Raw genomic sequence first — 17,156 nt, forward strand, 5'->3', positions numbered from 1 at the left:
AAATAATCCACTAGCTATATTTATTGGTGCTAATCGAAGATCAGGGATATGAAGCGGAACAAGAATTATTCTGATTGTTCGTTTTTGCTGGCGCCTGCCATATGCCTCTTCTTTGTACCTTTATGGTTTTGCGCGTTCAGCTTATGGATACTTATGATTTTATCATTATTGGCGCAGGTGCCGCCGGACTACTCCTGGCCGATGCTCTCGGGAAAGATCCCTATTTCCGGGAAAAGAAAATATTGTTGCTGGACAAGGACCCTAAAGATCAGAACGACAGGACCTGGTGTTTCTGGGAAAAAGGCGATGGTAACTTTGATACTATCCTCCATAAACGCTGGGATCATATATATTTCGGTGGACAATCTTACGTGCAAAAGCTAAGTCTTACCCCCTATAGTTATAAAATGATCAGGGGAATCGACTTCTACCGGGAATATCTTTCGCGCTTGCAGCACTATGACAACATCACTTTTCTACCGGCTACTGTGGATAAGGTCGTTGAGCAAAAAGATGCTATAACCGTACATACTGATCGTGGAACCTACAGGGGGCAACAGCTGTTTAATAGTATTTTAGAGGCCGATGCCATGTCTTCCCAGCAAAAGTTCCCGGTTTTAAAACAACATTTCCTGGGCTGGGTAGTGAAAACTGAAAGGCCCGTTTTTGATCCCGGGACCGCAACTTTTATGGATTTCTCCATTCCCCAGGAAGGGAATACACGATTTATGTATGTTTTGCCATTCTCCACTACTGAGGCTTTGGTAGAATACACCCTGTTCTCCAGCGAGTTGCTGCCTAAAGCAGAATACGAGAAAGCCCTCAGGGAATACCTGGAAGATAATCTGGAAGCAGGGAATTATACGATACAGGAAAAGGAGTACGGGCAGATCCCAATGACCTCATATGAATTCTGGTCTAAGAATACAGACAGGCATCTTTATATTGGAGTCGCCGGGGGATGGGCCAAAGCGAGTACCGGCTATACCTTTATGCGGACTTACAAGAAGGTGAAGGAATTGATCAACTACCTGAAGACCGACTCCCCGCTGTCTGATTTTGCTCAAAAAGACCGCTATTGGTATTACGATCTTTTACTGCTGGACGTGCTTTATAAGAATAATGGTAAAGGCCACCTGCTGTTCGAGAGCCTGTTCCGGAAATGCGAAACCGATCTTATCTTAAAATTTCTCGATGAGGACACTACTGTTGCAGAGGACCTTAAAGTTATCGCTGCCTGTCCGAAAACTCCCTTTATAAAAGCCCTGTTCGGCCGACTTTTTTTTAGACGGTCCTGAACATCAATTCTTCCCCTACGGCCCTCAGTGATTGTAGTGAATCCCCTTTTATCCCCGATGACAGTAGTTGTTCAAAAGCCAGCTCTGTATAGTTCTTGATCTCTTTTTTAATATTATCCGCCGCCCCACTCTCCAGGTAAATATCTTTAACCGCTCTCACTTTAGGATCTGGCTTGCCCGGTTTTATGGAGAACCAGTGTTGAAGTTCTGTTCGCTGTTCCTGGTCGGACAGTTCGAGTGATTTTAGATAGAGGTAAGTTTTTTTATTTGCAATGATATCTCCGCCAACTTGTTTTCCGAAAGTTTTTGGATCGCCAAAAGCATCCAGGTAATCATCCTGTAACTGGAAGGCAATCCCCAGGTTTAAACCATAGTGATAACAGGCGTCCTGCACTTGTGGAGAAGCTCCGGCCAGGATGGCTCCCATCTTCATTGCAGTACCCACCAGTACGGCAGTTTTGTTGGCTATCATCGTCAGGTAAAGGCTTATGGGCACCTCATCCTGCAATTCAAATTCCATATCGTACTGCTGCCCCTCGCAAACCTCTCTAGCCGTTTGACTGAAAAGCGCTACGAGCAATTTAAATTTTTCCGCGTCATATTTCTCAAAGAGCTGGTAAGATAATATCAGCATGGCATCACCGGAGAGTATGCCCGTCGCCAGGTCCCATTTTTCATGAACGGTCACCTGCCCTCTCCTTACCGGGGCATTATCCATGATATCATCGTGCACCAGGGAAAAATTATGGAATAATTCTAAAGCCACTGCCGCATCCATGGAATCTTCCACATCACCACCCAAAGCTTCCGCTGCCATCAGGGTAAGTGCAGGCCGCAGGCGTTTACCCCCAAGACCCAGGATATAACGCATTGGTTCGTAGAGACCATCAGGCTCACCCGTCTTTATCCCGGTTTGCAGGAAGTCATCAATTGAACTTTTATACTGTAATAGGCTTTCCAAGGCTGCAATTTTTTATCAAAAATACACTAAATGCCTGCAATCAAAAAGGTGAAAATCATTTCCTGTCATCTTCGTAATGTTAACATATTGTAAAACCCTGGAAACTATTTTTGTTTTTATAGTTTCCTGGGCTATATTTGCTGCTTCTATGAAAGAACAAATACTTGAAAAAGCGACCGAATTGTTCCTAAGCAGGGGGTTTAAGAGCGTTACCATGGACGACCTGGCACAGGAAATGGGGATATCAAAAAAAACGATATACACTCATTTCAGTAATAAGACCCAGATTGTCAAGGATAGTGTAATGCAACTTTTTGACCAGATCTCTGCGGGGATAGAGCACATCTGCAGTCTTGGTAAGAACCCGATCGAAGAATTATACGAGATCAAGAAATTCGCCATGACACATTTAAAAGATGAACAGTCCTCTCCCCAGTACCAACTCCAGAAATATTACCCGGCAATCTTTGAAACCATTCGCAAAAAGCAGTTTGAACTGATGCAGGATTGCGTGGTAAAAAATCTGAAAATTGGTATTGAAGAGGGTATTTACCGTGAGAATATCAATATAGAATTCGTAGCACGAATCTATTTTTCTGGGGTAAACAGCATTAAAGATCCCAACCTTTTCCCAGCGCAATTGTTTACCGCGAGAGAAATCATGGATATATACCTTGAATACCACCTCAGGGGGATTGTTACCCCGAAAGGACGGACTATTTTAAATGAAATAATCAATTCTAATCAATTATAATGCAGCGATTTCTCCTATTACTAATCAGCCTCCTCTTCGGACTACTCTTACAGGCACAAGAGGCTACAACCTCCTTTACCCTGGATGAGGCGATAGCTTTTGCTATTGACCATAACTACAGTAGCCTGAATGCGAGTTTGGAAATTGAAGATGCCCAGAAACAAAAATGGGAAACCATTGCCACGGGGCTACCACAGATCAGCGGAAGTGTTAGTTACCAGAACCAGTTAAAACAACCGGTTTCGCTTATCCCGGCCGAATTTTTCGGAGGGGAACCCGGTACTTTCCAACCCATCGTTTTTGGACAGCCGCAACAGGCAACAGCTACGGCGACCCTGAAACAACAGATCTTTGATGGTTCTTACATCGTAGGGGTACAAGCGACCAAGGCTTTCCTGAGTTACAGCCAGAACAACAAAGAAAAAACGGAGCAGGAAGTCCGTAAGGCGGTAGTAGACGCCTACGGGAATGTACTCCTGGCCAGGCAAAGCGTTGATATCCTTGCCAAGAATGCAGCTACCCTGGAACGGAATCTTTTTGAAACCCGGAAAATATATGAAAACGGACTTGGGGATGAAGAGAGCGTAGAGCAGTTACAGATCACCCTGTCCACCATTCAAAGCCAGTTAAAAAATGCTGAGCGATTACAGGAAATCACCTTGCAGATGCTTAACGTGGTGATGGGGCTCCCACTGGACCACCCTACAGGTCTTACCCAGGACCTGGACGACCTGGTTGAAGCCGGTATAGCTCCGCAGCTCCTTGAAAGCGAACTTACTTTAGAAAACAACGTAGACTATAAGTTGGCCAACAACCTCAACCAACAGCGTTATTACGAGTGGAAGCTGGCCAGAAGTCGTGCCCTCCCTACCCTGAATGCCTTTGTCAATTACGGCTCTTCTGCTTTCAGTGAAGATTTCAGTTTTTTTGACGATGAGCAGCAATGGTTTGATTCCTCTGTACTGGGATTCGACCTCAGCATTCCAATTTTCAGTTCCTTTAAAAGGAGCGCAAGCACCCAAAGAGCAAAGATCGCCCTGGAACAGGCTAAGAACCAGCTAAAAGAAACCTCTTCGCAGCTAAAGCTTCAGCTGGATAAAGCCAAAAGCGATTACATCCTCGCTATAGAAAATTACCAGACCAATAAGAAGAACCTGGCACTGGCCGAACGTATAGAGGATAAGAACCAGGTTAAATACCAGGAAGGGATCGCCTCCAGTTTTGAATTGCGACAGGCCCAACTACAATTATATACTACCCAGCAGGAATACCTGCAATCCATGGTAGACGTGATCAATAAAAAAATAGAATTAGAAACAATACTGAACCTTTGATACATAAACTTTCCAACATGAAAAACGTATTATATATACCCCTAGCCCTCCTGCTTCTGGCCGCTTGTGGTGATACTAAAGACCAATCTGTAGACGATATGATCTCTGATGCCAATCTTGAAACCCTACGTACTCGCCGCAGTAGTATTTCAGAACAGCAAAGATCACTGGAGGCAGACATTGCTAAATTGGATTCCGCGATCGCACTGCTGTCTGATGAGGAAAACTATCCATTGGTATCTACAATAGAGGCGACTGTTGCGCCATTTAATCATTTCCTGGAATTACAGGGAGATGTAAAAACAAGGCAGAACGTCCTGGTTTACCCGGAAATGGGAGGAACCCTGGACCGAATCCTGGTTGCGGAAGGTCAGCGGGTTCAGAAGGGACAAGTACTGGCCAGGATCGATGATGGAGGAATGTCGAGCCAGCTTGGCCAACTCCGGACCCAGGCAGAATTAGCCAAAACAACTTTTGAGCGTCAAAAGAGGTTATGGGACCAGAAAATAGGATCGGAGATCCAGTACCTGCAGGCCAAAGCTAATTACGAAGCCCAGAAAGATGCCGTAACACAGGCAGAAAGTCAGTTAGGAAAATCTACCATTCGCGCTCCTTTTTCAGGCATCGTGGATGATGTGATCAAGGATGAAGGAACCGTTGTAGCCCCAGGACCAGGATCTGAAGTTTTCCGTATTGTGAACCTGTCTGATATGTATATAGAAGTAGAGGTGCCTGAACGCTATGTAGGAAGTGTTACCGAGGGGAAGGAAGTAAAAGTCTTCTTCCCGGTTCTCGGTGACAGTATCACCACCCGGGTGAGGACTACCGGGAATTTTATAAACCCCAACAACCGTTCTTTCACCGTAGAGATCCCAGTTCCCAATAAGCAAGGCAAGATCAAACCCAACCTGACGGCCAGGGTAATGATCAATGATTACACTAATGAAGAAGCCATCCTAATCCCCCAAAGTATCATTTCTGAAAACGCGGAAGGCGAGCAATATACCTACCTGGCGGCCGATCCTGAGAATGGGAATGCCATTGCTAGAAGATCGATCATCACCACCGGGCTAACCCAGGGCAATGAAGTGGAGATTCTCAGTGGTTTAAAAGCCGGAGACCGGTTGATCAAAGAAGGAGCACGTAGTGTAAAGGACGGGCAGAAAGTAGAATTATTAAACCAGGAATAGATGAGCAAACAACAAAAGAATGCGAACAAGGAATTCTGGCTGTCTTCCTGGGCCATCGATAACCCTTCGGTTATCTATGTAATGATCGGTTTGTTCCTGTTTATCGGGATCAGTTCATACAACGCGTTACCAAGGGAAGATTTCCCGGAAATCGTAGAGACCAAGGTGTACATCAGCACACCCTACCCAGGGAATACCGCAGAAGACATAGAACGATTAATTACAGATCCCCTGGAAGAACGACTGAAGAATGTCAGTAACCTGGTAGAGATCACCTCCACATCACAGGAAGATTATTCGGTTATCACCGTAGAGTTTGACGAGGATATCTCTGTGGATGCAGCCAAACTGAAGGTCAAAGATGAAGTAGATGCGGAAAAGGCAAGCGAGGATTGGCCCACCTTTAACGGGGCTAAGGTAGAACCCAATGTGTTTGACCTGAACCTGTCTGAAGAATACCCCATCATGAACATCAACTTTACCGGTGATTACCCGGTGGAGAAACTCAAGGAGTTTGCCGAATACATGGAAGATGAGATCGAGGATATGCCAGAGATCAAAAAGGTAGATATTCGTGGTGCCCAGGAAAAAGAAGTAGAAGTAGCGGTAGATATTTATAAAATGATGGCCGCCAAGGTCAGCTTTAACGATGTTATCCAGGCCATTGCCAATGGGAACATGACCATGTCTGCAGGCAACCTGAAAACCGCCAGCCAGAGACGAACCATCAGGGTGCTGGGCGAGATTGAAAATCCTGCCGCCCTGGAGAATTTCGTGGTAAAATCAGAGAATGGTAATGCCGTTTACCTGAAAGATATCGCCACTGTATCTTTTGACGAGGAAGATAAGACCACCTATGCGAGAGAATTTGGTGAGAGCGTAGTCATGCTAGATATTAAGAAGCGAGCCGGGAAGAATGCTATTGCCGCCGCAGACCAGATCAAAGCACTGGTCAAGGACTTACAGGAAAATTATTATCCGGCAGACCTACACATCTCAATTGCAAACGATTCTTCTACACGTACCCTTAACCAGGTAGACGACCTGGTCAACAATATCATCTTTGGGATTCTGCTGGTCGTCACTGTACTGATGTTCTTCTTAGGATTCAGGAATGCGCTCTTTGTAGGGTTCGCTATCCCGATGTCTATGTTCATGTCCTTTATGATCTTATCGGTATTGGGTTACACCCTGAACACCATGATCCTTTTTGGAATGATCATGGGACTTGGGATGTTGGTAGATAATGGTATCGTCGTGGTAGAGAATGTATATCGTCTTATGGAAGACGAAGGCATGTCCAGGATAGAGGCCGCTAAAAAAGGAATTGGAGAAATTGCATTTCCCATCATTATTTCTACCCTGACCACGGTAGCCGCCTTTGTGCCCCTTGGCCTGTGGCCCGGGATCTTTGGGCAGTTTATGATCTATTTCCCCATCACCTTATCCGTAGTACTGGGATCTTCCCTTTTTGTGGCCATTTTCATGAACTCCATGCTGGTCTCCCAGTTTATGGACACCGGGGAGAAAGAACTCACTCGTAAACAATTGATTCGCGTAAGTATCATTCTCGTCGGGCTTGGAGCCTTTATCATGGTTCTCGGTGGCCCCGTAAGAGGGTTTGGTACGGTTATGATCCTTACCGCCATCATGTTCTGGGTTTATAAATATTTTATCAAACGATGGGCAAGTAATTTCCAGAACAATACCATGAGCCGTTTTGAGAATTGGTATGAAAAACGCCTGAAGCATGCGCTTAGGGGCAAAAACGTATACTGGTATTTTGGGGTGACCTTCTTTATGCTTATCGCGGTGTTTATGCTCTTTGGCATGTCTGTGGGAAGCGGACGGACCAAGATCGAATTCTTTCCGGATAATATCCCGAACGAGATATACGTGTATATCGAATATCCGCAGGGTACTTCTATTGAGAAGACTAACGAGATCACCCAGGATATTGAGAGAAGGGTGTACGCTATCGCTAACCGGGATAAGTACACAGACGGCGATGAGAATTACCTGGTGGCCTCAGCGGTTTCACAGGTCGGTGAAGGTGCAGGTAACCCCTTTACAGATGGGGGATCTTCAGCAGAAATGCCCCACCGGGGTAAGGTGACCTTGTCCATGCGCGAATTTAAATACAGGAACGGACTGGATACGGAAAACCTCAGGGCAGAGATACAGCAGGAATTGCAAGGGATTTACCCCGGTGTCGCGTTATCCGTTGAAAAAGACGCTGCAGGTCCTCCTGCGGGCTACCCCATCAATATTGAGCTGGAAGGAAAGGATTACAACCAGCTGATCAACACTGCTGAAGATATCAGGAATTTTATCAATGCTGAAAATATCGCGGGGATAGAAGAACTGAAGATCGATGTCAATAAGGGGAAACCGGCCATGGAAGTGGTAGTAGACCGTGAAAAGGCAGGGGAACTCGGTGTGGCCGTTGGCCAGGTGGGTTCACAGCTCAGGCGTTCTATCTTTGGAGAAAAAGCAGGTGTCTATAAAGAAGAAGGTGAAGATTACGATATCAATGTCCGTTTTAATGAAGACCTGCGGTATAACAAAAATGCCCTTTTTAACCAGAACATCATCTTCAGGGATCCCGCTAACGGGCAGATCAAAGAAATCCCGATCTCTGCCGTTGCATCCCAGCGTAATACCTCTGCCTTCAGTGCCATCAAGCACCGTGACAACGAGAGGGTAGTTACCATATATTCCGGTTTAAAACCGGGCTTTACGGATGCTGCCGCCATCGTAGAAGAGATTAAAAAGGAAATGGAAAGTTTTAAGGGGATCCCGGAGGGAGTAGCCATAGACTACACCGGGCAGATCGAGGAACAGAACAAACAGATGAACTTCTTAGTAGGTGCCTTTTTTGGTGGTCTTGGACTTATACTTTTAATCCTTATCTTCCAGTTTGGCGGAATTTCCAAACCACTGATCATCATGATCGCCATTTTCCTGAGTTTTATCGGGGTCTTTGGCGGATTGATGCTGACCGGCTGGTCTTTCGTGATCATGATGACCATGATGGGAATTATTTCCCTGGCGGGGATCGTGGTGAATAACGGAGTAGTTCTACTAGACTATACCCAGATCCTGATCGATCGTAAAAAGCTTGCCCTGGGTATGGACGATTCGGACATGTTAAGCCGGGACGAGGTAAGGCAGGTCATCGTTCAGAGTGGAAAAGCGCGTTTAAGGCCTGTGGTCCTGACCGCGATTACTACGGTCCTTGGACTGATCCCGTTGGCCATAGGGTTAAACATTGACTTTTTCTCACTGTTCACGAATTTTGACCCAAACATATATGTCGGTGGAGACAACGTGATCTTCTGGGGGCCATTGGCCTGGACGGTGATCTTTGGCTTACTGGTCGCCACTTTCTTAACCCTGATCATCGTACCGGTATTATTCAATATCAGTTACCGGATCAAGATCGGGATGCGGAGAAAGGTCAATGCCCTAAAAAGTGACACTTCATCACTGCAGGATGCCGCATAAGGTTATGGAACACTAAAATAAAAGCCCCGTGGATATCCACGGGGCTTTTTAGGTTTAATTGGTTAGTTAGTGTTCTATTCGTTCTCCGATAATGGGATCGGGAAAACATTGAATATCAGGTCTCCCGTTCTGTCTGTAGGCAGAGTACTGGACAGGTTGTACCTTCTTAGGTCAAACATCCTGTGATTCTCAGCCCAAAGCGAGTAACGCCTTTGCTGTAGCATCTCTGAGGTAAGTCCATCAGCAGTTACAGGACCAGCATAGGCACCCAACCCGGCAGAAGCACGGATAATGTTCAGTGCGGTTTCAGCATCACCAAGGTTACCGGCACCAATACTGGCTTCGGCGTATAATAAGATAAGCTCTTCGTTCCTGATGATATCAATAGGAGAAACGTTAGACTCGTATAAAGCCGTCTGGTAGTCTCCTCCAAGTCCATCCTGGGTTGTAGGGTTTGCACGAAGGGAGGTTTTTTCATCTACCCTTGTATCCCCTGCTTCTGCATCTGCAATCCATGATGGGTGTACAATGATCTGGTCCCCGTTATTATCCTGGATCTTGAACAAACCATTGGTGGCGTCACCGCTGGCCAGGCTGAAAACATGCTTAGGTCCAACATTCAGATCACCATTAAGGTCAAGGTAAGAGTTAGACAGAGCGGTCAGTGCTGCCCCGCTATCTCCGTCGTAAACGGCTGCAAGTGCTGCAACTGCCCTGTTGAACTCGGCAAAGGTTGCCGGAGTATTAAATCCGTCAAATCCTGCCAATGGGAAATTGAACTCTGCTCCTGCGCTGTTCAGATCGCCCTGGGCTTCGTCAATTAGCGCCCGTACCTGGTCCATAGCCGGACCAAAATCCAGGATAGGCCCTAAATTATCAGGATCAGACACATCTATTCGTGCCCTCCCGTAAGATTTAAGTACCTGTATCAGTTCATAAGCCTGTATGGTCTTAGCAAAACCCCTGTATCCGGCTTTTTCAGCCTCGGTCACAGATTCCGTATTCTCCAATGCTTCTAGCAGGATGTTCGCATTCTTATAGCAAGTATAGCGCCCATCCCAAGGAGCCGTGGTATAGAAGGAGTTGTTATCAAGTCCACTACCATTCTTTCCTAGCAGGTCTCCCGTGTTTCGAGGATCTGCATCAAAAAGATAGAGTTCCCTTGCCATGGTACCTGATCCGGTGGTCTGGATCGCTAAGGAGTTTCGCATACTTGCTTCCACTCCTACTACAAGGTTATTTAATTGGTTTTCCGACGCATTGGTCAGGATCCCTGAAAGGCTGGGCCTGTTCGGGTCTACCTGGTCATCAAATGAGCAGGAGACGGTCAGGGTCGCCACCACCCCCATTACTAACAGGGTGGTCTTGGATATATATAAATTAAGTTTCTTCATCGCGATTTTTTAAAAGTTAACATTCAGATTCAGGTAGAACTGCTTGGTGCTTGGGTAAGGTGTTACCTCTATCCCTGAAGAAAGTCCTGCTCCACCATTGGTAGATACTTCCGGATCGTAGCTGCTGTAATCCGTGATCGTAAAGATGTTCCTTCCGGACACCCCTATCTTAACTCCCTCTACAGTATCCCCGAAGAAATCCAGGGCACTTTGTGGAAGACGATAGCTGATCGCAGCTTCTCTTAATCTCAGGTAGCCCGCTGGCTCGATAAATCGAGAAGCGACAAATCCAAGACCTGATCGCTCTATTCCTGCCGGTGTATCCAGGTCAGGAGAAGTTCCCCCTAAATCTGTAAGCAGTGTGGACAGGTTGATATTCTCTCCACCTTTTTTCCAGTGTAATAGGAAAGAAACATCCCATTGCTTATGTATTGTCATCTGGTTAGCAAAACCCATTTGGAAGTCGGGCTCGGCATTACCCAGCTGAGTTGGAGTACCGTCTACGTTCCCCACTAATTGGGTAACAGGCCTTCCTTCTTGTATGTAATAAGTTCCAAGACCTAATCCAAATCCGGCTCCCGGCTGTGGGAAGGCAGGCACTTCTAGCCTGGTCACTTCAGAACGGTTGAACCAGAAGTTCACGTTAGAATTCCAGGTAAAGTTTTCATTGGTGAAAGGATAGGTATTCAATCCTACTTCCAGACCGTAGTTCTTAAGGTCTGCAAGGTTGGTAGTTTCTGTATTGAATCCTGTTGATGTCGGTAGCGCACGGCTTAATAGCAAGTCGCGTACATTACGGTTGTAGTAAGAAACTTCTAAACTCACACGGTCTCCGAAACCTGCGTCTATACCTACCTCGAATTCTGCCGAAGTTTCCGGCTGTACGTCTGGATCACCTTTCAGAGCTCCGATAGAGGATCCTCCGTTTCCACCGATAGACACCTGGTTAAGTCCTGTAAAAGCAGATCCGAAGGTCGCCGGTGTACCAGTCTCTCCGTATGCTGTCCTTAGCTTTAAACGATCTACTAATCCTGGTGTCCAGAATTCAAAGTTATGCAGGTTAACCGCTAAAGATGCCTTTGGAAAACCAAAGAATTCATTAGGGTCCCCGTTCAGGGTAGACTTATCTAGCCTGTACCCTACGGTCCCGATGAACTGGTCGCGATAATTACCTTCCAGCTGTCCAAAATATCCAAACTCTTTTACGGTAGAAGTAGTCTGGTTAATCTGTTGTGCCGCTCCTTGGGAAAGATTCGTCTGGTTAGGGATCAACTGGGTCGCCTGGTTAAAGATCAGGTCGGCCTGTTGCTCCACGTAAGATATACCGGCCTGTGAGGTCAGTGAAAGATCACCATCCATGGCTTCCCTGTTCCAAACAGCGATTCCCTGGTAGTTGAAGTTGGTGAAGTTATTCCTACCCTCACCGATAAATCCATTCTGGTTTCCTCTTTGTGCCTGGTGAATCTCAGGAACGTATACATAGGTTTCGTTTGCCAGGTAATCCAGTCCACCGTTAAAGATGAATCTCACATTATCCCTGTCTGTTTGCAGGAAATTCGTAGTAAAACGAAGTCCCTGGATAAAACGGTTGTTATTGTCTTCGTTCAGGGCAAGATCTCTTACCAGGATAGGGTTTCCTGAATAGTTCGGGTTATCCGGGTAATTCCCTGTATCGTCCGGGAAAAGGTTGATCCATGGACGGGTAAAGGCCAGGGTATAACCGTAGCTCAGTCCACCTTCGTTCTCGTTCCCCGTAAAACTACGGCTGGATCCACTCCTTACATAGTTCGAAGAAATGGAGAAGTTGAACGTCTTAGAGATATCGTGATCAATATTGGCACGAACATTAAAACGGTCGAAGCCTGTATTTTTAATGATACCCTCTTCATCCCTGTAGGAAGCCCCAACATAAAAACGAGTTTTTTCACTACCTCCTTTTGCACTGATCTGCGTATCTGTGATCAAGCCGGTTTCCCCGTAGATCTCGTCCTCGTAATCGATCAAACCGCCGTTGGCAATTGCCTGGTTATAAAGAGCAACCTCGGCAGCTCCGAATGTAGACTCTACATTGGCAGCCGTCCATGGGCGCATGCCCAGCTTATTAATTATGGTGTTGAAACCGGTATCCTGGCTAAAGCTGATATCGGTCTTTCCTAATTTACCACGCTTGGTAGTAATAATTACTACCCCGGCGTTAGAACCGGAACCGTAGATGGCCGCAGCAGAGGCTCCTTTAAGGATCTCGATATTTTCAATGTCGTTCGGATCAAGGTCGGCAATACGGTTGGCCGAGTTTTCTTCGTTCCCCCTGTTTGCACCGGAGGCAAAACGTAATCCAGAAGGAATTTCCCTGTTATTGACAAAGACCCCGTCAATAATATATAATGGCTGGTTATTACCGTTAATAGAAGAGATACCCCGTAAACGAAGTGCGATTCCTCCCCCGGGCGCTCCCGAAGAAGAGGTAATGTTCACCCCTGTTACTTTACCGTATAAGGCTCCATCCAGCGTACTCTGTCCTGTTGTACCTACGAGTTCCTCTGAAGATACTGTAGCCACAGCGTTGGCCAGGTTCCTTCTTTTGATCGAAGTACCCAGACCGGTTACTACTACTTCATCCAATCCTGTTGCGGATTCACCCATCTCTACATTCAGCGTGGTAGCGCCGTTTACCGGGAATTCACTGGTTTCATATCCCAATGAAGAAAAGACTAGTGTTGCAGGAAAGTTTTGCACTACCAGGTCGTAATTTCCATCAAAGTCAGTAGTGGTTCCTGTGGTAGTACCCTTTATAATCACATTGACCCCGGGTAAAGGCTGTCCATTCACGGCATCGGTCACCGTTCCGCTGACCGTCCCCTGTGCAAGGGCGAGGACCGGCAGAAAAAACAGCAGCCCAAGGCACCATTGCAATAGTTGATTTTTGTTCATAATCGTTGATTTGTTATAGTTATTCGCCTACCAATGTAGCGAAGTTTTCGATTATCCAAAAATTTCATTTGTTAATTACATCGTTTGAGAATAGGCGGATACCAGGATAAAATGCCGGTGAAAATTAGCCTTGAGTCCTAGGGGGTGCCAGCAGTTCTTCTTACATTTGCGCCGGTAAATTAAGAAAGCCATTATGTTCAGAAACCATACATGCGGGGCGCTGAGAGCGTCCGATATCGGAAAAGAAGTCACCCTGTCAGGATGGGTACAGAAGCTGAGAGATAAGGGATTCGTGGTTTGGGTAGACCTCCGCGACCGCTATGGAATCGTACAATTAGTATTTGATGAGGAGCGAACTCCGGCCGAATTATTGGACAAGGCCCGGCACCTGGGACGCGAATTTGTCCTTAAAGTACAAGGAAAAGTCATAGAGCGGACCTCTAAGAATCCTAATATTCCTACCGGGGATATCGAAGTACTTGTAAGCGAACTGGAGATTCTGAACAAAGCGATGGTACCTCCTTTTACTATTGAAGACCAGACCGATGGCGGGGAAGACCTCCGTATGAAATATCGTTACCTGGATATCAGGAGAAACCCGGTGAAGAATAACCTTATCTTTCGGCATAAGGTCACCATGGAAGTGCGGAATTACCTTTCAGAACAAGGCTTCATCGAAGTGGAAACCCCTTACCTTATAAAATCCACACCTGAAGGTGCCAGGGATTTCGTAGTCCCCAGCCGGATGAACGAAGGGCAGTTCTACGCCTTACCACAATCGCCCCAGACCTTTAAGCAATTGCTGATGGTTGGAGGCATGGATCGTTATTTCCAGATCGTAAAATGTTTCAGGGATGAGGACCTCAGGGCAGACCGTCAACCGGAATTCACCCAGATTGATTGCGAGATGGCCTTTGTGACCCAGGAAGATATACTGCAGGCTTTTGAAGGACTGACGCGTCACCTGCTGAAGGCCATAAAAAATGTTGATGTTCCTTCTTTCCCCCGTATGACCTATGATGAAGCCATGAGCAAATACGGTAACGATAAACCGGACATCCGTTTTGGAATGGAGTTCGGGGAACTGAACGATGTTGCCCAGCACAAGAATTTCAATGTCTTTAACAGCGCTGAACTGGTGGTAGGGATCGCAGTTCCGGAAGCGGCCTCTTACACCCGTAAAGAGATCGATGCCCTTATTGACTGGGTCAAAAGGCCCCAGGTAGGCGCCAAAGGAATGGTGTATGTAAAATGTAACGAAGACGGAAGTTATAAATCCTCTGTTGATAAATTCTATAACCAGGAAGACCTGGCCGCATGGGCGGATGTCACCGGAGCAAAGCCCGGAGACCTGATCTGTGTACTCTCCGGTGACAGCCATAGTACACGTACACAGCTTAGTGCCCTGCGGATGGAACTAGCCGGCAGGCTCGGGCTGCGTAAAGCCGATGAATTCGCCCCGCTGTGGGTCATTGACTTCCCCCTGCTTGAATGGGACGAGGAAAGCGGTAAGTACCACGCCATGCACCACCCGTTCACCTCTCCTAAACCCGGGCAATTGGAAATGCTTGACAGCGACCCGGCAGCAGTGAAGGCCAACGCCTATGACTTAGTCCTTAACGGGAATGAAATTGGCGGTGGCTCTATTCGTATCCATGACAAGGCCACACAGGAAATCATGTTCAGACACCTTGGATTTACCCCTGAAGAGGCCAAAACCCAATTCGGTTTCCTTATGGATGCCTTCCAATACGGAGCACCACCACACGGGGGGATCGCCTTTGGATTAGACCGATTAGTTGCCATCCTTGGCGGACAGGAAACTATCAGGGATTTTATCGCCTTCCCGAAAAATAACAGTGGAAGGGATGTGATGATCGATGCGCCTGCTAAACTGGATGATGCCCAGTTGGCGGAGCTTCACCTGAAATTGGATACCTAATCGCGGAAAACCTTTAGCGGTTGCGGCAATTTTAATACCTTTAATCGTATAGCCCAAGAATGCCCAATCCGACCAATAAAAGGCTCACCCAATTCCTTAAGTGGAGATATAAGAAAATCTCTGATAAGACCTTTACCCATGTGATGAGCGTTGTGGTAGGTTTTCTTGCCGGGCTGGCTGCGGTTACCATAAAGAACATTACCTATTTTATTGAATCCCTACTGGAGCGAGGTATCGTTTTCTCCAGTAACCAGCTCTATTTTATCCTGCCCGTGATCGGGCTTACCCTGGTATTTCTCTACGTAAAGTATGTACACCGGGAAAGACTGGAACACGCCATTTCCTCTATCCTGTTTGCACTTTCACGAAAGAAAGGAGTAATTGACTTGAAGAAAGTGTATACCCCGCTGATCACCGCTCCCCTGACCGTAGGTTTTGGCGGATCTGTAGGATTACTGGGGCCGGCCGTTGCCTCCGGGGCGGCCATCAGTTCTAATATTGGCAGGTTGGTGCATATCAACACCAAGACGCGATCCCTGCTTATCGCATGTGCCTCCGCCGGGGCTATCGCCTCTATCTTCCAGGCGCCTATCGCAGCGATCATTTTTGCTGTCGAAGTATTTAGCCTGGACCTTACTATGGTCTCCCTTCTCCCTATGCTGCTGGCTTCCATATCAGGTGTGCTTACCTCCTATTTCTTCCTGGGGGATGAGAACCTGTTCAGTTATATCATCACCGAGAAATTTGCCATCGAGGACACCTTTTTCTACATCCTATTGGGGGTAGGTACCGCGATCTCTTCTATCTATTTCACCAAGATGTATTTTGGGATACTGCATCTTTTTAAACCATTGAAAAGCCCTAAGTACCGGTTATTGGCCGGGGGATTAGCCATAGGTGTTATGTTGTACTTTATTCCACCACTCTACGGGGAAGGTTTTGGTTTTATCAATGACCTGCTGATGGGGAACCACGTCTCGGCCCTGGGCGATAATCCCTTTGAACCTTTTATGGATAATATCTGGGTAGTGATCGCTTTGTTATTCGGCATAACCATCTTCAAGGCGGTTGCCATGACCACTACCTTTGCGGCAGGAGGTGCCGGGGGAATCTTTATCCCAACAATGGTCATGGGAAGTGCATTGGGTAATGCCGTAGCCAAGGTGATCAATAATATAGGTCTGAGTTTCGAGGTCAGTGAGAGCAATTTTACCCTGATCGGGATGGCCGGACTTATTGCCGGGGTATTACATGCCCCGTTAACCTCTATCTTCCTGATCGCGGAGATCACCGGGGGCTACGAATTATTCGTCCCGCTGATGATCACTGCGGCTATTTCTTACCTCATCACTAAGAATGCCATTGACTATTCTATTTATACCAGGGAGCTTGCAGAACAGGGAGCGCTGCTCACCCACAACAAGGACCAGACCGTACTTACGCTGATGCAGCTCGACGATGTGATAGAACGCGATTTTAAAAGTGTTCACCAGGAAATGACCCTGGGGCAGATGCTGCATGATACGGTGGCAAAATCGACCCGGAATCTTTATCCGGTGGTGAGTGATAAAGGAGTTATGACCGGAATCGTATTTCTGGACGATATCAGGGAATTTATGTTTGATACCAGCATGTATGAAAAGATCACCGTTTCTACCTTGATGCACCAAGCGCCCGCCTATATATATTATGAGAAGGACTCCATGCAGCAGGTGATGCAGAAATTTCAGGACAGTGGTGCCTGGAATCTGCCGGTAATACGGGAAGGAAGATACCTGGGTTTTGTCTCAAAATCAAAATTGCTTACTGCATACCGCCGAAAGTTGATTAATTTTACGCGATAAT

Annotated in this window: 10 protein-coding genes; 7 read left to right on the forward strand and 3 right to left on the reverse strand. The window is 46.6% G+C overall.

Features of this window, described 5'->3' with window-relative positions; genetic code table 11:
* Window positions 1–122: 122 nt before the first annotated feature.
* Complete coding sequence (locus PP178_RS02390) at window positions 123–1,298, forward strand: lycopene cyclase family protein (RefSeq protein ID WP_430974699.1); 1,176 nt, start codon at window positions 123–125, stop codon at window positions 1,296–1,298.
* Here the strand turns inward: PP178_RS02390 and PP178_RS02395 are convergent.
* Entirely contained in the window at window positions 1,285–2,259 is a 975-nt protein-coding gene (locus tag PP178_RS02395; RefSeq protein WP_272592703.1) for a polyprenyl synthetase family protein, read from the reverse strand. The genes PP178_RS02390 and PP178_RS02395 overlap by 14 nt on opposite strands.
* A gap of 148 nt (window positions 2,260–2,407) precedes the next feature.
* On the opposite strand from PP178_RS02395, the gene PP178_RS02400 reads away from it, so the two are divergent.
* The 4 genes from PP178_RS02400 to PP178_RS02415 are packed head-to-tail and all read left to right on the forward strand — an operon-like array spanning window position 2,408 to window position 9,044.
* Entirely contained in the window at window positions 2,408–3,013 is a 606-nt protein-coding gene (locus tag PP178_RS02400) for a TetR/AcrR family transcriptional regulator (protein ID WP_272592704.1), read from the forward strand.
* Window positions 3,013–4,347 carry a TolC family protein gene (locus PP178_RS02405; RefSeq protein ID WP_272592705.1) on the forward strand — a complete coding sequence of 445 codons (1,335 nt, stop codon included), beginning with the start codon at window positions 3,013–3,015 and terminating at the stop codon, window positions 4,345–4,347. Before PP178_RS02400 ends, PP178_RS02405 begins: the two co-directional genes overlap by 1 nt.
* 17 nt (window positions 4,348–4,364) lie before the next feature.
* Window positions 4,365–5,537 carry an efflux RND transporter periplasmic adaptor subunit gene (locus tag PP178_RS02410; protein ID WP_272592706.1) on the forward strand — a complete coding sequence of 391 codons (1,173 nt, stop codon included), beginning with the start codon at window positions 4,365–4,367 and terminating at the stop codon, window positions 5,535–5,537.
* Complete coding sequence (locus tag PP178_RS02415) at window positions 5,538–9,044, forward strand: efflux RND transporter permease subunit (protein ID WP_272592707.1); 3,507 nt, start codon at window positions 5,538–5,540, stop codon at window positions 9,042–9,044.
* A gap of 74 nt (window positions 9,045–9,118) precedes the next feature.
* On the opposite strand, the gene PP178_RS02420 is transcribed toward PP178_RS02415, so the two are convergent.
* Together PP178_RS02420 and PP178_RS02425 are read right to left on the reverse strand one after the other, a co-directional pair.
* Window positions 9,119–10,438 (reverse strand): RagB/SusD family nutrient uptake outer membrane protein, encoded by a 1,320-nt coding sequence (locus tag PP178_RS02420; RefSeq protein WP_272592708.1) that lies wholly within the window; start codon window positions 10,436–10,438, stop codon window positions 9,119–9,121.
* A 9-nt stretch (window positions 10,439–10,447) separates the two neighbouring features.
* Window positions 10,448–13,369 carry a SusC/RagA family TonB-linked outer membrane protein gene (locus tag PP178_RS02425; RefSeq protein ID WP_272592709.1) on the reverse strand — a complete coding sequence of 974 codons (2,922 nt, stop codon included), beginning with the start codon at window positions 13,367–13,369 and terminating at the stop codon, window positions 10,448–10,450.
* 193 nt (window positions 13,370–13,562) lie between these two features.
* Between PP178_RS02425 and aspS the strand changes: the two genes are divergently transcribed.
* Window positions 13,563–15,311: an aspartate--tRNA ligase gene (aspS, locus tag PP178_RS02430; protein ID WP_272592710.1), complete on the forward strand. Its 1,749-nt coding sequence runs from the start codon at window positions 13,563–13,565 to the stop codon at window positions 15,309–15,311.
* Between the two features lie 59 nt (window positions 15,312–15,370).
* The gene (locus PP178_RS02435; RefSeq protein ID WP_272592711.1) at window positions 15,371–17,155 is read left to right on the forward strand and encodes a chloride channel protein; all 1,785 of its coding nucleotides are present in this window, start codon (window positions 15,371–15,373) and stop codon (window positions 17,153–17,155) included.
* The last annotated feature ends 1 nt before the right edge of the window (window position 17,156 follow it).

This window comes from Zeaxanthinibacter sp. PT1, from assembly GCF_028464225.1.
In the GTDB taxonomy this organism is placed as follows: domain Bacteria; phylum Bacteroidota; class Bacteroidia; order Flavobacteriales; family Flavobacteriaceae; genus Zeaxanthinibacter.

Excerpts from the sequence above, each read along its gene's own strand:
- PP178_RS02400 (WP_272592704.1), top strand. The coding sequence starts at position 2,408 with ATGAAAGAACAAATACTTGAAAAAGCGACCGAATTGTTCCTAAGCAGG.
- PP178_RS02415 (WP_272592707.1), top strand. The coding sequence starts at position 5,538 with ATGAGCAAACAACAAAAGAATGCGAACAAGGAATTCTGGCTGTCTTCC.
- PP178_RS02410 (WP_272592706.1), top strand. The coding sequence starts at position 4,365 with ATGAAAAACGTATTATATATACCCCTAGCCCTCCTGCTTCTGGCCGCT.
- aspS (WP_272592710.1), top strand. The coding sequence starts at position 13,563 with ATGTTCAGAAACCATACATGCGGGGCGCTGAGAGCGTCCGATATCGGA.
- PP178_RS02420 (WP_272592708.1), bottom strand. The coding sequence starts at position 10,438 with ATGAAGAAACTTAATTTATATATATCCAAGACCACCCTGTTAGTAATG.
- PP178_RS02405 (WP_272592705.1), top strand. The coding sequence starts at position 3,013 with ATGCAGCGATTTCTCCTATTACTAATCAGCCTCCTCTTCGGACTACTC.
- PP178_RS02390 (WP_430974699.1), top strand. The coding sequence starts at position 123 with ATGGTTTTGCGCGTTCAGCTTATGGATACTTATGATTTTATCATTATT.
- PP178_RS02435 (WP_272592711.1), top strand. The coding sequence starts at position 15,371 with ATGCCCAATCCGACCAATAAAAGGCTCACCCAATTCCTTAAGTGGAGA.
- PP178_RS02425 (WP_272592709.1), bottom strand. The coding sequence starts at position 13,369 with ATGAACAAAAATCAACTATTGCAATGGTGCCTTGGGCTGCTGTTTTTT.